The organism is Actinoallomurus vinaceus, assembly GCF_039542055.1.
GTDB classification, from domain to species: Bacteria; Actinomycetota; Actinomycetes; order Streptosporangiales; family Streptosporangiaceae; genus Actinoallomurus; species Actinoallomurus vinaceus.
In genome coordinates this window covers 1-18,859 of the sequence record NZ_BAABHK010000010.1, presented here as the reverse complement: position 1 = coordinate 18,859, position 18,859 = coordinate 1, and the positions used below count along the sequence as shown (strand labels likewise).

Sequence of the window (18,859 nt, the reverse complement as noted above, 5' to 3'; positions counted from 1 at the left end):
CCGCTCCTACAGGGCCACCACGACGGTGCCCAGATGCCGCCCGGTCATCATCTCGTGCAACGCCTGCGGCGCCTGCGCAATGCCCTCGACGCGGACGTACGGGAAATCGATGGCACCGGAACGCAGCCAGCCGCCGAACCGGTCGATCCACTCCGGCTGCACCTCCGGGTCGCCCATGGCGCTGTACCCGCGCATCGTGATCTGTTTGAGGATCAGCTGGTAGGCGTCCAGCTCCACAGGCGCCGCGTTGCCGGAGCCGTCCTTCGCCAGCTGTCCCGACAGCGCACCGACCAGCACGAACCGCGCACCCGTACGGGCCGCCGCGACCGCGGCGCGCAGGTCCTCGCCGGCAACGTTGTCGAAGAGCACGTCGATGCCGTCGGGCGCCGCCACGGCCAGCTGCTCGGTCAGCGGTCCCGCCCCGCGGACGATGGCCGCGTCGTAGCCCAGTTCGGCGACCATCCGCTTCGCCTTCTCCGGCGACCCGGTGCTGCCGATCACCCGCTCCGCCCCCAGCAGCTTCGCGATCCGCCCGGCCAGCGACCCCACCGATCCGGCCCCGCCGGAGACGAACACCGTGTCGCCCGGCCCCACCTTCGCACCCCGGGTCAGCGCCCCGTACGCGGTCCGTCCCTGCGCCAGATGCGCGACCGGATCAGGCAGCGCGTCGCCCAGAGGAGTGCAGTCGGCGGCGGCCAGGACGGCGTACTCGCGCCAGCCCAGCCGGTGGGAGACCAGGTCGCCGGGCCGCAGGCCGCTGCCGTCCGGGGCGGTGACGACCTCGCCGATCGCCGCTCCGAAAAGCGTGTCCCCGGGCAGAATCGGTGGGAACGGCGTTCCCTTCACGCCGCCCCCGAGCAGCGTCCGCAGCGCCGCGAACACAAGGAAGAACCGGTTCCGGACGAGCACCTCGCCGTCGCCGGGCACCGGCAGCGGCACCTCGACGACGGTGAAGTCCTCCGCCCGCGGCAGCCCGGCCGGAACAGTCGCGAGGCGGACCTCGCGCGAGATACGGGGCAGTTGTGACATCGAACGCTCCTGGAACGACTAGCCGAAAAAGGGCGCCGCGACGCTAACCCCTGACCCATACGTCAGGGGCAAGCCCCGTGCTCGACTTTCATCCCGGTCGGCCGACGGCGGCCGGAACCCGTACCGCGCCTCGACCAGCGCCAAGGACGGCCTGTCCTCGACCGGCGCGCTGAACGCTCGGTGACCATGATCACAAACCGATAGACAGGCAATTAGCTAATTGCCATACTTCCTTCGTGATCGACGTGGAACTGGTCAAGGCGCTGGCCAACGACAGGCGTCTGCTGATCCTGGAGTGGTTGCGGGACCCCGAGCGGCACTTCCGGCCGCAGCGCGACGGCGACCTGGTTCGCGACGGCGTGTGTTCGCTGTTCATCGCCGAGAAGCTCGGAGTGAGCCAGCCGACCTGCGGCGGACACCTGAAGATCCTCAGCCAGGCCGGGCTGGTCCACAGCAAGAAGATCAAGCAGTGGGTGTTCTACCAACGCAACGAAGCCCGTATCGCGGAGGCGAAGGAGCTGTTGAGCGGTGACTGGTGATCTGTCGGCCGACGTCGCGGTGCCCGTACCGGCTCCGGACCTGTACGAGCGCCTGATCGCGGATCTGGAGAGCGCCGGGGCGCGCTACCGGCTGATCGATCATGCGCCCGAAGGGCGCACCGACCTGGTCAGCGCCCTTCGCGGGCACGACGTCGCATCGGCCGCCAAGTGTCTGATCGTCATGGTCAAAATCGGCAAGAAGCAGACCCGCTACACGCTGGCCGTCGTGCCCGGTGACGCTCGGTTGGATCTGCAGGCCGTCCGGGCCCTCCTGGGCGGGACCTATGCGACCTTCGCGAGCAAGGACAGGGCGGAGGAGCTGGCCGGCAGTGTGAGCGGAACCGTGCTCCCGTTCAGCTACCACCCCCGGCTGGAGCTCGTCGCGGATCCAGCGCTGCTCGACGCGCCGGAGCTGTTCTTCAACGCCGCCCGGCTGGATCGCTCGATCGCGTTGGCCACCGACGACTACGTGCGCCTCGCCGCCCCTCGGCTGGCGCCCATCACCGCCACGTCGTGATCCGCGCATCACCCGAGAGACCGGCGTCACCAACGACCTGTTCCGCATCGAGCTCGAGGGGACCGAAACCGTGGAACTCGGCCCCCGCCAGGCGTTCGCCGTCCCGGCCGGCATGCGGCACCGCCCCGTCGTCCCGGTCCGCAGCGCCGTACTAATGATCGAAAAAGCCGGCGTCAACGCCACCGGGGACTGACCGTCATCCCCGCCGGCGGTCGGCCTCGCGAGCGAGCACGGTGACCATGTCGTTGACCGCGGCGTCGCCGTGCCGCTGCTTGAGCCTGAGCAGGACGCCTTTGCGGCTGGCTTCGGCGAGCATGCCGGTGACCGCGACGCTGGGGACCTCGCGCCCGGCGGAGAAGTCGTCGTGAACGGCCTGGGCCACGTTCAGCAGATCCGCGTGCGGGGCCGCTTCCATGAGAACCATGCGCGACGCGTCTTTGAGATCCATGCCCGGATCCTAGAGTGACGCGCTGCGCGGAAGGCTCGGTGACCACGATCGGACACCAGGCCAACTTGGCCAGACCGCCATCCGGGTTCGGCGTTCAACGAGCCTTCCGCCCGGCTCCGGGTACGGCGGGAGGGCTACGGTCGCCTCAGTGCAGCGGGCGGGCCATGACCATGTAGGCGATCTCCCTGGCGCCCGGCCGGATCACTCCGAGCCGGGACCAACCCCACGTCTCATAGGCCGCGACGGCTGAGGCTGCGTCGGGCCGGACGGTCAGGGTGGCCCGTTCCTCGAAGCGGCGATCGAGGAGCGCCTCATGCAGGCGCCGACCGACGCCTTTCCGCCGATACGGCGCCGCCACAGCCAGTTCTTTGATCGCGAACGTGCGGCCGTCGCGTTCGGCGGCGAACTCCGGAGGTGGTGGTGGAGTGATGCCCTCCCACCACTGCGTCGCCGCGCGGAGCGAGTAGCCGTAGGCGAACCCGACCAGTTCCGTGTCGGCCGCGGCCGTCACCAGACGGAAACCCGGCTGCGGAAGCTCGATCGCCAGCAACTCGCGGAAATCGTCGACGTCTTCCGGCCCCTCCTCGTACGGAGGCTCGGCGAAAACCGCCGCGTACAGGCTCACGATCTGTTCGATCAGCGCCTCGGCCACTTTGCCGTCATGCGTACGAACGACCACGTCCGACATGTGGCTCATCCATTCACGCCGGCGAAGGCGAGGTGGTAGCGGTCAAGGAATTCCTGGACGACAGTATCGCCACTATGAGGTCTGAGGCGGTTCCGGAGCGTCTGAAGATGTGCGACGCCTCGCGCGGACGACACGGAGGTCTGGAGTTCGATGGCCTGGAGCCGTAGTGGATCGGAGATCGTCAGCGTCGAGGCAGGACGCCGCCGCATACGATCGGCCGGTGAATGACACCGTCATCCTGCGTGCGGGCGCGACGCCGTCCGCTCCCGCCCTCGTCCTTCGCCCCTGGTGCATGGAGGACGTTGCCGCCCTGACCGAGGCGCATCGGGATCCCACGCTGCGCCGCTGGACGAGCTCTGCCGTGGAGAACGAGGCCGACGCGGCGCGGTGGGTGCAGGCCCAGGAACGGGGATGGGCAGCGGGGGACCGGTTCGGCTTCGCGGTCCTTGAAGCGCAACCCGATTCCGCCCACGGACAGTTGGTCGGCAATGTGGTCGTCAAGGAGGTGGCGCTCGGCGAACCGTCGGCCGAGGTGGGCTATTGGACCGCGGCACATGCCCGCGGGCGGGGCGTGGCGCCCCGCGCTCTGGAGGCTCTCACCCGCTGGGCCTTCGACACCCTTGGGACCGACGGGCTGAAGCGTCTGGAACTCCTGCATCAGGTGGACAACCTGGCCTCGTGCCGTGTGGCGCGGAAGAGCCGGTACAACTTCGACACAGTCCTGCCCGCGGCACCGCCCTCCTATCCTCTCGACGGTCATCTGCACATACGGCGCAGGGATGCCTGAGATCCACTCGGGCCCGCTCAAGGCGGATCGAGCTTGACGACCTGGGGTCGGCTCGGCGCGTAGGTCAGCGCGATGCGCTGGCTAACCCGGTATTGCCGCTGGTCACGCTCGCTGACCACCACCCGGGCGGTGACAGGTTCGCCGTCATAGTCGAATTGGACCCTGACCCAGTACGTGCTGCCGCCCAGGTCATAGGTGTCGCTGCCCGCAGCCAGGACACGCCCGATGGCTCGCCGGCCGGTCGTCGCGATCAGCCGGTCGCGCCGGCGCTGGACGGCCGCGGTCACGCCCACCACCGCGGCCAGCACCGCGGCGGGTAGCCCGAACATCCAGAGGATTAAACTCCCGGTGCTCATCGCAGCGAACCTCCGATGGGCAAGCCCGCTCGCGCTGTGCCTCCGCCTATCCGGCCAATGCTGTCACGCATTTATTGGCCGCGGAAGAGTCGGCTCACGTGACCAAGCGAGAGGATTCAGGACCGAGACAAGGTGATCGCCAAGGCCCTGGGCGACGCCCTCGAGACCGCTCGGAAGGGCACGCGGAACCGATCGGGCACGGAAGCGTAAGAAGGCCGGTTGAAGATCGAAGGCCCAGGTCTCCGGATACCGGATGACCTGGGCCTTCGTGGTCGGAGCGGGCGACGGGAATCGAACCCGCGTAGCCAGTTTGGAAGACTGGGGCTCTACCATTGAGCTACGCCCGCGTGTGCCGGAGAGGGGCGGACGAGCGCCCATCTCACAACGTCTCTCGCGTAGCGTACCGGTTCCCGAGCCCCTCTTGTGCACGCGTGCCCGGTGACCGTCCCAACGGTTCGGCGGCGGGCGTCAGCGCCGTGGAGTCGGTTTGCGGCGTCGTCGCCGGTCGCGGGCGGGTGGCCGGACCGTACCCTCGTCGGCGAACAGCTGGGCGAACTGCGCGGGCAGCCTCCGGAACAGCCGGGGCGTGCCGAGCGTCAGGACGTACCCCCAGAGGATCATCAGGTTGCGGCACCGGTCGTGCACCTCGGCGTCGCCGACGTTGACGATCGCCAGGACGAACAGGGTCAGCTCCCCGAGAAGAAGGAGCGCTCCCCAGCCCGCCAGCCCGACCAGTCCCCAGACCGCGACGGACGCCGGCACGCGGACGCCGGCGAGGCCGAAGCCGTCGTGTCGCGCCTCGGAAAGCCACCATCCCGTCCCGCTCGCCCCGAAGAGCCCGCCTGCGACGTACAGCACGCTGCGGGGCCGCCGAGGGCTCCGCCGGGCGTGGCGATGACGTGCGGGCGAGGATGCGCCGTCTCCGCGCGGCGCCGGCGAGGTCATCTCATCCATGGTGGCCGCCGATGACCGTGTGCGGCCCGCCCGGGCCGGAAGCGCCAAACCGCCGACCGGCCGTCCGCCGGTGGCGTACGGTAGGACGCGATGGCAAGCTGTGACCGCCGTGAGACCTGCTCAATGGCGGCAGAACACGCGAAATAGCCATTTCAACGACTCCCGCGAGCCTTGTCTGTTTCCCGAAACCGGCACAGGTTCGATGGAGGAGGGGGCCGCCCGCGTCTACCGCCGGCTGCGCCAACAGTCCCCGGTCGGGAGATGGGGGCGGCCCTGATGTCTTTTCTGTTGTACGGCGCCCGCAGGCACCGATGACGTTCTTCGACCGCCGTGGTCTCGGTGGGTGGAAACCCGCCGTGGCCGCGTGGAGAAAAAATGATCTCGAGCGTCCTCGAGACGCCGTTGTTCATTACTCCCGGTGACGTCCGAGCGGCGCCGAACCCCCGTCGCCGACGGGCCTCCGGACCCCCCGTACGTGTGCCGTGTGCAATAGCGTAGCTGACCAGAGTCGCTTTGCGGCCATGCACGACGCATTAATTGGTCGCACATTAATAAGATCACTTTTCGCGCCGAGGCGATTACTGACTGTGAATAACGGCTGGTTACAATCCGGGCGAAACGCCTCGGTGGGGAAGTGGAGGCGTTACGAAAAGCCGCCGGGGGCTCGTCCCGAATTGGCGCTATATCCGAATTGGGGGGATACTCTCGCCGTGACTCGGCGCGTCGTGGCGCAACGTTCCCGGCGACGCTCCGGATCGAGCCCGGCGCGGCACGACCTCGTCACCGTACGTGAGAAGAGTGCGGCAGCCGGGAACGACGGCTTTTCGGTACACTCGATGACTCACGGGCTGTAGCGCAGCTTGGTAGCGCACTGCGTTTGGGTCGCAGGGGTCGGGAGTTCGAATCTCCCCAGCCCGACATTCCGTTCGCGGTAGACACAACCCCCGGGGCCGAGCCCCGGGGGTTGTGTCCTCCTCTAGCCGCCGTCGTGGAAGCTCCTACGCCCCCGGACGTGGAACACGCGGCTCACCTGCCGTAGACGCCGACAAGGGTGCCGTCCGCGAGCACCTTGTCCTTGAGTGCCTCGTCCAGGTCACCGGCCGAGAACCCCTCCGTCAGACCGGACGCCTCGGCGAGGGCCCGCAACCGGAAGAAGTACCGGTGCGGCCGGTCGCCGGGAGGCGGATGCGGACCGCCGTAGCCGAGCCGGCCGTAGTCGTTGCGTCCCGGGACCGCCTCCGGCGGCACGTCGCCCGCCTCCAGGCCCTCGGTCTCCGGCGGGATGCCCGCGAGAAGCCAGTGGACGAACGTGCCGACCGGCGCGTCGGGGTCCGCACAGGTGAGGACGAGTTCGACGGCCTCCCCGGGCACGCCCGACCAGCGGAGCGGCGGTGACACGTCCCCGGCCTCGTGGGCGTGCTCCTTCGGGATCTCCGTATGGTCGTCGAACGCGGTGCTTCGTAGCGTGATCTCCTGCATGTGGGCGTCCTGCCCGCTCCAGGCCGTGACGCACCGCGCACGGGTGGCCGATTCTCCGGCCGTGGAGAGTCTCCTGCGGGGGAACTCCCGGGGCGGCCGCTTCGAGCACCGGGCGACGGGGAATCGCTACAGACGGAATCGCGGAAGATACGACGTCATGACGAGAATCGGGGGATCTCTAATGGCTCACTGTGATGTCTGCGGCAACGAGTACGACAAGGCGTTCACCGTCATCACCGCGGACGGGGTCTCACGGGTGTTCGACAGCATCGAGTGCGCCGCCCACGCGATCGCTCCGGTCTGCGCCCACTGCGGATGCCGGGTCCTCGGGCACGGCGCCGAGGCGGACGACCGGATCTTCTGCGGCGCGGCGTGTGCCCGCGAGGTCGGCGTCATGCACGCCCGGGCCTGAAGCGTCGATCACCTTTCACTCGAACGGCTGAAGCGTCGAGTGCCGTTCGCTTGAAATGTTGAGCATGCCCGAGCCGGCCGCCACGTCCGTCAGGCCGCCTTGGGCAGGCGGCGACCGGAGATGAGTTCCGGCCTGATGGCGATGTAGTAGTCGTGGTCGGCCGGCGCCCAGGTGCGTAGCGGAAGGCTGCGCACGTGCGTTAGTTCGCCGTTCTCCGACAGGACGCGCGCGTGCCCGACGATCACCACCGACCAGCCGGTGTGGACGGAAGGGTCGAACTCGTCGACCTCGAACGCCACCACGGCGTTGCGGGCCGCCGCGGCCAGTTTGGACCCGGACGACGTCCGGATGATCACCTCGCCGCGGGAGATGACGAAGTTGACCGGCTGGATCGCCGGCAGCGCGCGGTCCGTGAACACGATCCGGCCGAGAGGGGCCGCCGTGATCAATCTGCGGCACTCCTCTTCCGACAGGATCTCCAGGCCTCCGGAGTCGTACACGGCCGCGTCCTAACAGGGTCCAAGGGTGCAGTGTCTCTTCGCCTACGACGCTAACGACAACGGGCGCGGGCGCGCCGGGACGAAGATCCTCGGATCATGGGACGAAGGTCCCTGCGGCCACGGACCACTGGCCCGGTACGGTGCACCACCCGGCGTTGACGGCGCGGAGCCTCGTGTTACAAGCTCGGCGCACCATTCCGGTCCGGATGTTACGAGGGAGGGGCGGCGGTCCCGGGGGCGAACCGCTCGCGTACCGCCCGAAGCTCCTGAGGAGGCCCCTGTGTTCGTCGGGATCGATGTGGGCACATCCGTCGTGAAGGCGTCCGCGTTCGACGAGGACGGCGCCGTCACCGCGGTGGTGTCCGAACCCACGCGCCTGGACGTCCGCGACGGGCGCGTCGAGCAGGACGTCGACGAGGTGTACGACGCGGTCGGCACGGTCCTGGGCACCCTGACCGCCGACGCCGCGCCCGCGTTCGTCGGCCTCACCGGCCAGGGGGACGGGGTCTGGCTCGTCGACGAGCACGCCCGCCCCGTACGCCGGGCCCTGTCGTGGATGGACGGGCGGGCCGTCGACGTCGTCGCGGAGTGGACGGCCGACGGGGTCGCCGAGAAGGTCTTCCGGCGCACCGGGAACACGATGTTCCCCGGCTGTCCCGCGCCCGCCCTGGCCTGGCTCGACCGCCACGAGCCGGAGGCGCTGGACGCCGCCGCCACCGCCGGGTACTGCAAGGACGTCGTCTTCCAGCGCTTCACGGGCATCCGGGCGACGGACGTCTCCGATGCCTCCGTGCCGTTCCTCGACCCGCGGACCCGGACGTACGACGAGGGCGCGATCGCCGCCTGCGGGCTCACCCACCGGCGGGACCTGCTCGCGCCGATCGGCGATCCGCTGCCCGCCGGGGAGAGCGCGGCCTTCGGCCTGCGCCCGGGCACCCCGGTCGCCGGCGGACCGTTCGACCTGCCCGCCTGCGCGATCGGCGCGGGCGTCACCGAACGCGGCGACGGCCTCCTCATCATCGGGACCACGCTCGCCTGCCAGGTCGTGATCGACACGTTGGACCTGTCCGGGGAGCCGACCGGGTTCCACCTCGCGCTGCCCTCGCCCGGCCGGTGGCTGCGCGCCATGCCCGCGATGGTGGGCACCGCCGCTCTGGACTGGGTGCTGACGACGACCGGGGTCCGCCACGACGAGGTGTCCGACCTGCTCGGGCAGTCCCCGCCCGGTGCCCGCGGCGTCGGCGTGCTGCCGTACTTCGCGCCGTCGGGGGAGCGCGCGCCGTTCGTCGAGCCGCGGGCGCGGGCCGAACTGTCCGGGATCAGCCTGGAGACCACCCGTGCCGACCTGGTCCGGGCCACCTGCGAGGGCATCGCGTACGCCGCGCGGCACTGCCTGGAGGCCGCCGGGCTGACCGGCGAGCTCGCGGTGTGCGGCGGCGGTACGAAGAGCGACGCGTGGCTGCGGCTGTTCGCCGACGTCCTCGGCCGCCCGCTGCGCATCGCCGGGGGCGAGGTCGGGGCGCGCGGCGCCGTGCTGGCCGCCGCCGACCGCTTCGGCGTGGGGCTGGACGTGGCCGCCTGGACCCGGCCCGAGGGCGTTCGCGAACCCGACTCCGGCCGCTCCGCCTTCTACGCCGAGGGGTACGCGGCCTACCTGGAGCGGGTGTCGGACGCCCGCGAGCGCTGGCAGAACGCCGCCGGATCCGCCGCCTGACGCGATCGCTCGGTCAGGATCCGCACGGTCAGGAACGGGACCGCGCGGTCAGAATCCGCGCGGTCAGGATCCGCCGCAGGTCCGCTTGAGCTCGGTGGTGGCGCTGATCAGCTGGGAGGAGTCGACGCCGGAGCCGGTGCCGTCGGCCGCCGCCCGTACCTGCCGGCCGAGCGCTTCGAGGGCACCGGCCGCATTGTCCGCGGACTTCTTCAGCTTGCCGTCGGTGCTTTCGGCCTGACGCCGGAGGGTCGCGGCGCCCGAGGTGTACGCCTGCGCGACGTGTGTCGGATCGTCGACCTGGCTCATCGCCTGCCGCCTGATGTCGGCGAGCGTGTTCTCCAGCCGGCCGCACGCCTTCTTGTCCACGCCACCGCCGCAGCCGGCGGTGGCCAGGGCCAGCGCCGCCAGCAGGCATGCGCCGATGACCCGCGTCTCGAGCATCGGAGCATCATGGCACGACATTTAAGGATTCGTGGCTGAACCCTGGGCTCCACTGTGGAGATCCTCGAGCTGAACGCCTCGATGACGGCCGATCGTGGCTCCGGCAGGAGCGCCCTTTCGCAATACTTGGGCCCGCATTGCCGCCCCGACTGTCCGCAGACGTGCCCGAACACCATAGACTTGGCGCGCGAAGGCGCGCGGTGCCCGCATTCGGCGTGCCCGCGTCCGGCTGGAGAACGCAGCCGCCCACGACATCCAACGTGAAATCCGTGCCGCGGCCGGATCAAGGAGACCGCCCCAGTGAAGACCGATGTTGAGGAGCTGAGCCCGACCCGGGTCAAGCTCACCGTCGAGGTGCCTTTCGACGAGCTGAAGCCCAACCTCGACAAGGCATACAAGGAGCTCTCGCACCAGGTTCGCCTCAAGGGCTTCCGCCCGGGCAAGGTTCCGGCTCGCCTGATCGACCAGTACGTCGGGCGAGGCGCGGTCCTGCAGGAGGCGGTCAACGACGCGCTGCCCGACCTGTACGGCCGCGCGGTCCAGGAGAGCGAGGTCTTCGCCCTCGGCCAGCCCGACGTGGAGATCACCGAGCTGCAGGACAACGAGCAGTTCGCCTTCACCGCCGAGGTGGACATCCGGCCGAAGTTCGAGGTGCCGGACTACGACGGCCTGGAGATCACCGTCGACTCGGTCGAGGTGACCGACGAGGAGATCGACCAGACCATCTCCAACCTCCGTGAGCGGTTCGCGACGCTGACGAACGCCGACCGTCCTGCGGAGGAGGGTGACTTCGTCTCCATCGACCTCTCCGCGAAGATCGACGGTGAGGACGTCGAGGACGCCCGGACCAGCGGCTACTCCTACGAGGTCGGCAGTGACTCCTCGATCGACGGGTTGGACGAGCAGCTGACCGGCATGACCGCCGGCGACTCGAAATCCTTCACCTCCACGCTCGTCGGCGGCGAACACGCCGATGAGGAGGCCGAGGTCACGGTCACCGTGCACAGCGTGAAGATCAAGGAGCTGCCCGAGCTCGACGACGAGTTCGCCCAGCTCGCCAGCGAGTTCGACACGATCGAGGAGCTGCGCGAGGACGTCCGCAAACGCCTGGAGAACCAGAAGCGCGCCCAGCAGCTCGGCCAGGCGCGCGACAAGGCCCTCGAAGCGCTCATGGACAAGATCGACATCCCGCTCCCGGACAGCGTGATCGAGGCCGAGGTCGAGCGCCGCAACGAGCAGCTCGACCAGCAGCTGCAGATGTACGGCCTGGACCGGGAGAAGTACCTCGAGCAGCAGGAGCAGACCGCCGAGGAGTACGACGAGGAGCTCGCGAAGGACGCCCGTGACGCGGTCAAGGGCGGCTTCATCCTCGACCAGCTCGCCCTCCAGGAGGAGCTGACCGTCGAGAACGAGGAGCTCACCGAGTACGTCGTCTCCAACGCCCTGCAGATGGGCGTGCAGCCCGACGTCCTGGCCCGGCACCTGACCGAGAACAACCAGATCCCGGCCGTCGTGTCCGAGGTCCTGCGCAGCAAGGCCCTCAACCTCGTCGTCGAGCACGTCAAGGCCGCCGACGAGAACGGCGCCGAGGTCGACCTGGCGGAGCTGCAGCGGCAGCTCTCCGGCGAGACCGAGGAGGCCGAGGGCACGGAGGCCGCCGAGGCCACCGCCGCCGACGAGGCCGGTGAGAAGGCCGAGGCGGAAGGCGAGAAGACGGACGCCTGATCAGGCCGAATCCCCGGACGGGCCGGTGCCGTGGGCACCGGCCCGTCCGTATTCCCGTAACCGGCCTCCACGCCGACAGCGAACAAGCCACCCTCGCGGCTTAAGCCCCCGCTCCAGCGCGTTAATGTCGCAATCAACCGACCACGAACAACGAACCGGAGCAGGTGACGCAGTGACCACGCCTCCGACCTTCGACCGTCCGGCGCGCGTAGATGCGCGTACGGCCGAGGCGCCCCTCCTGCCGTTGGGAGACCAGCTTTATCAGCGCCTGCTGCGCGAGCGCATCGTCTTCCTCGGTCAGCAGGTCGACGACGACATCTCCAACCGCATCTGCTCGGAGCTGCTGCTGCTGGCGGCCGAGGACTCGCGGCGCGACATCTACCTGTACATCAACTCGCCGGGCGGCTCGGTGACCGCCGGCATGGCGATCTACGACATGATGCAGTACGTCCCGAATGACGTCGCGACGGTCGGCATGGGTCTGGCCGCCTCGATGGGGCAGTTCCTGCTCTGCGCCGGCACGGCGGGCAAGCGCTACGCCCTGCCGCACGCGCGCATCATGATGCACCAGCCGTCGGGCGGTATCGGCGGTACGGCCGCCGACATCAGGATCCAGGCCGAGCAGATGCTCTACGTGAAGACGACGCTCGCCGAGCGCATCGCCTTCCACACCGGTCAGCCGCTCGAGCAGATCCAGACCGACTCCGACCGTGACCGCTGGTTCACGGCCGAGGAGGCCAAGGACTACGGCTTCATCGACCACGTCGTGCACAACGCCAACCAGGTCGCCTCGGAAGGCGCGGTGTCATGACTTTTGACCCGAGGGGACTGAACACCGTGAGCCACGAGATCCGGGCCGGCCTCCAGCCTGTGGAGAGCCGCTACATCATCCCGTCCTTCGTCGAGCGCACGACGTACGGCGTCAAGGAGATGAATCCGTACAACAAGCTCTTCGAGGAGCGGATCATCTTCCTGGGCGTGCAGATCGACGACGCCTCGGCCAACGACGTCATGGCCCAGCTGTTCACGCTCGAGTCGATCGACCCCGAGCGTGACATCAGCATCTACATCAACTCGCCGGGCGGGTCGTACACCGCCATGACCGCGATCTACGACACGATGCAGTTCGTCCGGTGCGACATCCAGACGGTCTGCATCGGTCAGGCCGCGTCGGCGGCGGCGGTGCTGCTGGCGGCCGGGACGCCGGGCAAGCGGGCGGCGCTGCCGCACTCGCGGATCCTGATCCACCAGCCGGCCACCGAGGGCGGCTACGGCCAGGCCAGCGACATCGAGATCCAGGCGAACGAAATCCTCCGGATCCGCGAGGAGATGGAGACGATCCTGTCCAAGCACAGCGGCCAGGACGTGGAGAAGGTTCGCCGCGACATCGAGCGCGACCGCTTCCTGACCGCCGAGGAGGCGAAGACGTACGGTCTGGTCGATGACATCATCGCCAGCCGCAAGAAGCGTCCTTCCGAGGTAGTGTCGTCATAAGCGGACCCGTGGGTGATCCGACGGTGTCCGCCAGATCGACCATGCCAGAGGGCTCACTCACGGTCCAGGAGACGGTAACGTCGAGACACAACGTCGAGAGCCTCAGCACGCTCCCTCGCCCCGCTCATAGCGGGTGAGCGGCCCCACGAAAAGGAGACAGGGTGGCACGCATCGGCGACGGTGGTGACCTGCTCAAGTGCTCGTTCTGCGGTAAGAGCCAGAAGCAGGTCAAGAAGCTCATCGCGGGTCCGGGCGTGTACATCTGCGACGAGTGCATCGATCTTTGTAACGAGATCATCGAGGAGGAGCTCTCCGAGTCCTCCGATCTCAAGTGGGACAACCTGCCGAAGCCACGGGAGATCTTCGAGTTCCTGGACTCGTACGTGATCGGACAGGACAAGGCCAAGAAGGCCCTGTCCGTGGCGGTGTACAACCACTACAAGCGGATCCAGTCGGGCAGCGGCGGCAGGGACGAGAGCGTTGAGCTCGCCAAGTCGAACATCCTGCTGCTGGGCCCGACCGGTTCCGGAAAGACGCTCCTCGCGCAGACGCTCGCCAAACTGCTCAATGTTCCGTTCGCCATCGCCGACGCCACCGCCCTGACCGAGGCGGGCTACGTCGGTGAGGACGTCGAGAACATCCTGCTGAAGCTGATCCAGGCCGCCGACTACGACGTCAAGAAGGCCGAGACCGGCATCATCTACATCGACGAGGTGGACAAGGTCGCTCGCAAGAGCGAGAACCCCTCGATCACGCGGGACGTCTCGGGGGAGGGCGTCCAGCAGGCGTTGCTGAAGATCCTGGAGGGTACGACCGCGAGCGTGCCGCCGCAGGGCGGCCGCAAGCATCCCCACCAGGAGTTCATCCAGATCGACACGACGAACGTGCTGTTCATCTGCGGTGGCGCGTTCGCCGGCCTGGAGAAGATCGTCGAGCAGCGCGTCGGCAAGCAGGGCATCGGGTTCAACGCGGTCCTGCGCACCAAGGACGACGGTGACGACAGCGCCGACCTGTTCGCCGACGTCATGCCCGAGGACCTGCTCAAGTTCGGCATGATCCCCGAGTTCGTCGGCCGGCTGCCGGTGATCACGAGCGTGCACAACCTCGACCGTGAGGCGCTGATCAGCATCCTCACCGAGCCGCGCAACGCCCTGGTCAAGCAGTACCACCGGCTGTTCGAGCTCGACGGGGTCGACCTGGAGTTCACCGACGACGCCCTTGAGGCCATCGCCGACCAGGCGATCCTGCGCGGCACCGGCGCCCGCGGCCTGCGCGCCATCATGGAGGAGGTTCTCCTCTCCGTGATGTACGAGGTGCCGAGCCGCGCCGACGTCGCCCGCGTCGTGATCACCCGCGAGGCGGTCCTCGAGCACGTCAACCCGACGCTGGTCCCGCGCGAGCGCGCGAAGCGCGAGCCGCGCGAGAAGTCGGCCTGATTCGGCTTCGCGGGCGGCCGGCCCGACCGCCTCTCCGTGCTGCGGAGAGGCGGCTCCGGACCGCGCCCGCGCCGTACGGCCGTCGCCGCAAGCGGTCGTCGTGGTGATGGCCGGCTGGGACCGAGAGCGCCGCTGAAAGATCCGGATCTGCGGGGTGCGGCCACAGTACCGCCCGAACGTCTCTAGACTTTTTCCTCGTGACTTCGCGTGCTGACCTGCCGACTCAATACACCCCGGCCGACGTCGAGGGGCGACTCTACGAACGCTGGATCGACGGTGGCCACTTCACCCCGGACGCCGTACCCGGCAAGCCGCACTTCTCGATCGTCATCCCGCCGCCGAACGTCACGGGTTCCCTGCACGTCGGCCACGCGCTGGACCACTCGATCCAGGACGCGTTGATCCGCTGGCAGCGGATGCGGGGCGTCGCGGCGCTGTGGCTGCCCGGTATGGACCACGCCGGCATCGCCACCCAGAACGTCGTCGAGAGGCAGCTCGCCGCAGAGGGCCTGTCCCGGCACGACCTCGGCCGCGAGGCCTTCGTCAAGAAGGTCTGGGAGTGGAAGGCCGAGTCCGGCGGAAAGATCCTCGGCCAGATGCGCCGCCTCGGCGACAGCGTCGACTGGACCCGTGAGCGGTTCACGATGGACGAGGGCCTCTCCCGGGCGGTCCTCACCATCTTCAAGCGGCTTTACGACGACGGCCTCATCTACCGCGCCGAGCGCATCATCAACTGGTGCCCGCGCTGCCTCACCGCGCTCTCCGACATCGAGGTCGAGCACTCCGACGACGAGGGCGAGCTCGTCTCCATCCGCTACGGCGAGGGCGACGCGTCGATCGTCGTCGCCACCACGCGCGCCGAGACGATGCTCGGCGACACCGCCGTGGCCGTACACCCTGACGACGAGCGCTACGCCCACCTGGTCGGCACTGAGATCGAGCTGCCGCTGACCGGTCGCCGCATCCCGATCGTCGCCGACCAGCACGTCGACCCGTCGTTCGGCACCGGCGCCGTCAAGGTGACCCCCGCCCACGACCCGAACGACTTCGAGATCGGCCGCCGGCACGACCTGCCCTCGATCACGGTGATGGACGAGCGCGGCGTGATCACCGCGCACGGCCCGTTCCTGGGCCTGGACCGGCTCGAGGCGCGCCCGGCGGTCGTCGCGGCGCTCCGCGAGCAGGGCCGGATCGTCGCCGAGAAGCGCCCGTACGTCCACGCGGTCGGCCACTGCTCGCGCTGCAAAACGGTCGTCGAGCCGCGGGTGTCGCTGCAGTGGTTCGTCAAGGTCGCGCCGCTCGCCAAGGCCGCCGGCGACGCCGTCCGCGACGGCCGGGTCCGGATCGTGCCGGAGGAGATGGCCCCCCGCTACTTCGAGTGGGTCGACAACATGCACGACTGGTGCATCAGCCGCCAGCTGTGGTGGGGCCACCGCATCCCGGTCTGGTACGGCCCCGACGGCGAGATGGCCTGCGTCGGCCCCGGCGAGGAGGCGCCGGAGGGCTGGACGCAGGACACCGACGTGCTCGACACGTGGTTCTCCTCGGCGCTGTGGCCGTTCTCCACGCTGGGCTGGCCCGACGACACCCCCGAGCTGCGAGCGTTCTACCCGACGTCCGTGCTGGTCACCGGGTACGACATCCTGTTCTTCTGGGTCGCCCGGATGATGATGTTCGGCCTGTACGCCATGGACGGCGTCGAGCCGTTCAAGGTCATCGCGCTGCACGGCATGGTGCGCGACCAGTACGGCAAGAAGATGTCCAAGTCGTTCGGCAACGTCGTCGACCCGCTCGACTGGATCGACCGGTACGGCGCGGACGCGACCCGCTTCACGCTCCTGCGCGGCGCCAACCCCGGCAGCGACGTCGCCGTCAGCGAGGAGTGGGCGCAGGGGTCCCGTAACTTCTGCAACAAGCTCTGGAACGCCACCCGGTTCGCCCTCATCAACGGCGCGACCAGCCCGGCGGGCGGCGTCGGCGTGGTCGGCGAGGGGCTTCCCGCGGACCTGACGGTCGCCGACCGCTGGATCGTCTCCCGCCTCTCGTCGGTGGTCTCCGAGGTGGAGGCGCACTTCGAGCGGTTCGAGTTCGCCAAGGCGTGCGAGACGCTGTACCACTTCGCCTGGGACGAGTTCTGCGACTGGTACGTCGAGCTGTCCAAGGTGCCGGGGATGAGCGCCGACGCCTCCGCGGTCCTCGGGCACGTGCTCGACGTCCTGCTGCGCCTCCTGCACCCGCTGACGCCCTTCGTCACCGAGGAGCTGTGGACGGCCCTGACCGGCGGCGAGACCATCGTCGCGGCGTCCTGGCCGCGTCCCGGCACCTTCTCCGACCCCGCTGCCGAGGCGGAGATCGCCGGGTTCCAGCGGCTCGTCACCGAGGTTCGCCGCTTCCGCGCCGACCAGGGCCTCAAGCCGGGTCAGCGGGTCGCGGCCTCGCTGGAGGGCATCGACCCCACGTACGAGGAGGCGGCCCGGATCCTCCTGCGCCTCACGCCCCCGGAAGACGGCTTCAGCCCCACGGCGTCCCTGCCCGTCGACGGCGTCACCGTCCGCCTGGACACCGCCGGCGCGATCGACGTCGCGGCGGAACGCGCCCGGCTGGAGAAGGACCTCGCGGCGGCCCGTAAGGAGATCGCCCAGGCCGAGGGCAAGCTCGGCAACGAGCAGTTCATGGCGAAGGCGCCGGAGAAGGTCGTCACCAAGACCCGGAGCCGCCTCGAGCAGGCCCGCGTCGACGTGACCCGGCTCGAGGCCCAGTTGGCGGCCCTGCCGATCGCCTGAACGCCCTGCGGGCCCTTCGCGGCCCATCCGCGCCGCCCCGAGGCCGGCTCACCTTGACCCACAGGTCCGGATGAGCCGGCCTCATCCGCATGTCGCCTCAGGCGTCCGTGGAGCGGCGCCCACCGGTGCGCCCAAGGGAGCCCCGGCCGGACGCACGAGGAACGCCACGGTCCGGGGGTACGGACACGACAGCGCATCGGGGACCGTCCGCAGCCGAGTGGGCGGTTGATAGAGCACCGGCAGGTTCGCTCCGGGTGGAAGCGAAGTCACGTCGAACGTCCAGCAGCCGCAGCTCCTCGCCGCTGCGAAGCAGCGGCCCCCACAGGGTCGCGGGAACGGCGGCGTCGAATGGGTGGAGTACTGCCGTTCCAAGAGATCGCAGGACGCCGCCCCATCGCTGTCGGCCATCGAAACTCCTTCACGGGCGCCAGCTGATCACGGAACCGTACGGCGCCTGAAGGCACGTCAGGTGGCCTCGGGCGGGCGGAAAGCGCGTCCCTCTGTGAGTCCGGGACACGCCGGGGCCCAGGGCCGGCAACGTGACATGCCCGCGCTCCTCGGCCGGGGCGGGACCGCGTGCGGTAGGCGGTCGATCGGGCGGGAGCGCGTGCGCCGGGGTGGTCGATCGGGGAGCCGGTCGTGCTGCTCGTCCGGTCCGTAGGACGGAGGTCTCCTCCGACGCAGGGCGAACCGTCGGTGTGGGCGGAGCGGGATGGCGATGTGCCGCGCTCGACGGGGCCGGAGCCGGATGGCCTTGGGGAGGACAGGTGCCGCTCGCTCTCGTGCAACAGCCCGTTCTGTACGGGTTGTCGGTGCCGATGAGGTTTTCGGAGCCGAAGGTTTCGCCTGCGGGTTACCGGGGAAGAAGAGAGGCAACGAGTCTGACCTGTACTTTCATACGTGCTGGCGGCGGGATTTGACCTTGCTGCCGCAGACACGTAGAGTTCTTCTTGCCCGCAGGGGAGCGGGACGCCGAGAGGCGGCTGGCCCCGCGGAAGACACTCCACGAAACTTCGTGACAGAGATCACTCTGGTGCGAGGCGGTCTGGACGTGTCGATCCGGTCGAGTACGTGACGCCGTCTGGCGGCGCGGTCGCCGGGACCTTCCCAAAGGCAGTTTCTGAGGTCTTGGACTTCGGTGCTGTGTTGGGTGGGGCCGAGAAGTTCTCCCGAGTCGGTCGATTCGACAAAGGAAAACAAATCGGTAAGATTGAGGAAACAAGCCCCAGACGGGAACTGGAAACAGGTTCCGGACGGTGTGTGTCCGTTTCTTGAGAACTCAACAGTGTGCTAAAAGCCAGTGCCTTTTGGTCCTCGCTTGGCTAGGTCGGTCCCTTCGGGGTTGATTCTGGTCGGGTTTGGATTCCTTTGGCAAGTATGATTCTTGCCGGGATTTTTTTCATTAGGGTTTGGCGGTTGTCTTCGGATGATCGTCGTTTGGCCTTAACGGAGAGTTTGATCCTGGCTCAGGACGAACGCTGGCGGCGTGCTTAACACATGCAAGTCGAGCGGAAAGGCCCTTCGGGGTACTCGAGCGGCGAACGGGTGAGTAACACG

The 18,859-nt window shown here is 68.9% G+C and carries 19 protein-coding genes, 2 tRNA genes and 1 rRNA gene; 13 read left to right on the top strand and 9 right to left on the bottom strand.

Features of this window, described 5'->3' with window-relative positions:
* Positions 1 to 6: 6 nt before the first annotated feature.
* The gene (locus ABEA24_RS31100; protein WP_345434865.1) at positions 7 to 1,029 is read right to left on the bottom strand and encodes an MDR family NADP-dependent oxidoreductase; all 1,023 of its coding nucleotides are present in this window, start codon (positions 1,027 to 1,029) and stop codon (positions 7 to 9) included.
* Positions 1,030 to 1,265: 236 nt separating this feature from the next.
* On the opposite strand from ABEA24_RS31100, the gene ABEA24_RS31095 reads away from it, so the two are divergent.
* From ABEA24_RS31095 to ABEA24_RS31085, 3 genes are all read left to right on the top strand, one after another.
* Positions 1,266 to 1,568, top strand: a complete 303-nt coding sequence (locus tag ABEA24_RS31095; RefSeq protein ID WP_345434863.1) for an ArsR/SmtB family transcription factor — start codon at positions 1,266 to 1,268, stop codon at positions 1,566 to 1,568.
* A complete protein-coding gene (locus ABEA24_RS31090) occupies positions 1,558 to 2,085 on the top strand; it encodes a YbaK/EbsC family protein (RefSeq protein WP_345434861.1) in 528 nt (175 codons plus the stop codon). Before ABEA24_RS31095 ends, ABEA24_RS31090 begins: the two co-directional genes overlap by 11 nt.
* Positions 2,086 to 2,155: 70 nt before the next feature.
* Positions 2,156 to 2,278 (top strand): cupin domain-containing protein, encoded by a 123-nt coding sequence (locus tag ABEA24_RS31085; protein ID WP_345434859.1) that lies wholly within the window; start codon positions 2,156 to 2,158, stop codon positions 2,276 to 2,278.
* Positions 2,279 to 2,281: 3 nt separating this feature from the next.
* Here ABEA24_RS31085 and ABEA24_RS31080 read toward each other — a convergent pair whose 3' ends face one another.
* Both ABEA24_RS31080 and ABEA24_RS31075 read right to left on the bottom strand, forming a co-directional pair.
* Positions 2,282 to 2,533: a hypothetical protein gene (locus ABEA24_RS31080; RefSeq protein ID WP_345434857.1), complete on the bottom strand. Its 252-nt coding sequence runs from the start codon at positions 2,531 to 2,533 to the stop codon at positions 2,282 to 2,284.
* A 145-nt stretch (positions 2,534 to 2,678) separates the two neighbouring features.
* Positions 2,679 to 3,221 carry a GNAT family N-acetyltransferase gene (locus tag ABEA24_RS31075; RefSeq protein ID WP_345434855.1) on the bottom strand — a complete coding sequence of 181 codons (543 nt, stop codon included), beginning with the start codon at positions 3,219 to 3,221 and terminating at the stop codon, positions 2,679 to 2,681.
* Between the two features lie 220 nt (positions 3,222 to 3,441).
* Between ABEA24_RS31075 and ABEA24_RS31070 the strand changes: the two genes are divergently transcribed.
* Positions 3,442 to 4,008 (top strand): GNAT family N-acetyltransferase, encoded by a 567-nt coding sequence (locus ABEA24_RS31070; RefSeq protein ID WP_345434853.1) that lies wholly within the window; start codon positions 3,442 to 3,444, stop codon positions 4,006 to 4,008.
* Between the two features lie 17 nt (positions 4,009 to 4,025).
* On the opposite strand, the gene ABEA24_RS31065 is transcribed toward ABEA24_RS31070, so the two are convergent.
* The 3 genes from ABEA24_RS31065 to ABEA24_RS31055 all read right to left on the bottom strand — a co-directional run bounded on the left by ABEA24_RS31065 (position 4,026) and on the right by ABEA24_RS31055 (position 5,309).
* Positions 4,026 to 4,364: a DUF3592 domain-containing protein gene (locus tag ABEA24_RS31065; RefSeq protein WP_345434851.1), complete on the bottom strand. Its 339-nt coding sequence runs from the start codon at positions 4,362 to 4,364 to the stop codon at positions 4,026 to 4,028.
* 276 nt (positions 4,365 to 4,640) lie between these two features.
* A tRNA-Gly gene (locus ABEA24_RS31060) sits at positions 4,641 to 4,711 on the bottom strand.
* Between the two features lie 121 nt (positions 4,712 to 4,832).
* Positions 4,833 to 5,309 (bottom strand): hypothetical protein, encoded by a 477-nt coding sequence (locus tag ABEA24_RS31055; RefSeq protein WP_345434848.1) that lies wholly within the window; start codon positions 5,307 to 5,309, stop codon positions 4,833 to 4,835.
* 853 nt (positions 5,310 to 6,162) lie between these two features.
* Between ABEA24_RS31055 and ABEA24_RS31050 the strand changes: the two genes are divergently transcribed.
* Positions 6,163 to 6,236: transfer RNA gene (locus tag ABEA24_RS31050), tRNA-Pro, on the top strand.
* Positions 6,237 to 6,344: 108 nt separating this feature from the next.
* On the opposite strand, the gene ABEA24_RS31045 is transcribed toward ABEA24_RS31050, so the two are convergent.
* On the bottom strand, positions 6,345 to 6,797 hold the full coding sequence (locus ABEA24_RS31045; protein ID WP_345434846.1) for a YbhB/YbcL family Raf kinase inhibitor-like protein: 453 nt from the start codon (positions 6,795 to 6,797) through the stop codon (positions 6,345 to 6,347).
* A gap of 181 nt (positions 6,798 to 6,978) precedes the next feature.
* Between ABEA24_RS31045 and ABEA24_RS31040 the strand changes: the two genes are divergently transcribed.
* Positions 6,979 to 7,209, top strand: a complete 231-nt coding sequence (locus ABEA24_RS31040) for a hypothetical protein (protein ID WP_345434844.1) — start codon at positions 6,979 to 6,981, stop codon at positions 7,207 to 7,209.
* Positions 7,210 to 7,298: 89 nt separating this feature from the next.
* On the opposite strand, the gene ABEA24_RS31035 is transcribed toward ABEA24_RS31040, so the two are convergent.
* The gene (locus tag ABEA24_RS31035; RefSeq protein ID WP_345434842.1) at positions 7,299 to 7,709 is read right to left on the bottom strand and encodes a pyridoxamine 5'-phosphate oxidase family protein; all 411 of its coding nucleotides are present in this window, start codon (positions 7,707 to 7,709) and stop codon (positions 7,299 to 7,301) included.
* 280 nt (positions 7,710 to 7,989) lie between these two features.
* Here ABEA24_RS31035 and ABEA24_RS31030 point away from each other — a divergent pair, with 280 nt between their 5' ends.
* Entirely contained in the window at positions 7,990 to 9,423 is a 1,434-nt protein-coding gene (locus ABEA24_RS31030; protein ID WP_345434840.1) for an FGGY family carbohydrate kinase, read from the top strand.
* A 63-nt stretch (positions 9,424 to 9,486) separates the two neighbouring features.
* On the opposite strand, the gene ABEA24_RS31025 is transcribed toward ABEA24_RS31030, so the two are convergent.
* Positions 9,487 to 9,864: a hypothetical protein gene (locus ABEA24_RS31025; protein WP_345434837.1), complete on the bottom strand. Its 378-nt coding sequence runs from the start codon at positions 9,862 to 9,864 to the stop codon at positions 9,487 to 9,489.
* A gap of 300 nt (positions 9,865 to 10,164) precedes the next feature.
* Here ABEA24_RS31025 and tig point away from each other — a divergent pair, with 300 nt between their 5' ends.
* The 6 genes from tig to ABEA24_RS30995 form a co-directional block, all read left to right on the top strand.
* Positions 10,165 to 11,589, top strand: coding sequence for a trigger factor (tig, locus tag ABEA24_RS31020; RefSeq protein WP_345434835.1), 1,425 nt, complete (start codon positions 10,165 to 10,167; stop codon positions 11,587 to 11,589).
* A gap of 172 nt (positions 11,590 to 11,761) precedes the next feature.
* A complete protein-coding gene (locus ABEA24_RS31015; protein WP_345434833.1) occupies positions 11,762 to 12,400 on the top strand; it encodes an ATP-dependent Clp protease proteolytic subunit in 639 nt (212 codons plus the stop codon).
* Positions 12,397 to 13,083 carry an ATP-dependent Clp protease proteolytic subunit gene (locus tag ABEA24_RS31010; protein ID WP_345434831.1) on the top strand — a complete coding sequence of 229 codons (687 nt, stop codon included), beginning with the start codon at positions 12,397 to 12,399 and terminating at the stop codon, positions 13,081 to 13,083. The genes ABEA24_RS31015 and ABEA24_RS31010 overlap by 4 nt, the downstream gene beginning before the upstream one ends.
* Positions 13,084 to 13,244: 161 nt before the next feature.
* Positions 13,245 to 14,519 (top strand): ATP-dependent Clp protease ATP-binding subunit ClpX, encoded by a 1,275-nt coding sequence (gene clpX / locus ABEA24_RS31005; protein WP_345434829.1) that lies wholly within the window; start codon positions 13,245 to 13,247, stop codon positions 14,517 to 14,519.
* A gap of 197 nt (positions 14,520 to 14,716) precedes the next feature.
* Positions 14,717 to 17,302, top strand: a complete 2,586-nt coding sequence (locus ABEA24_RS31000; RefSeq protein WP_345434827.1) for a valine--tRNA ligase — start codon at positions 14,717 to 14,719, stop codon at positions 17,300 to 17,302.
* 1,443 nt (positions 17,303 to 18,745) lie between these two features.
* Positions 18,746 to 18,859 (top strand): 16S ribosomal RNA (locus ABEA24_RS30995); the annotation flags it as partial.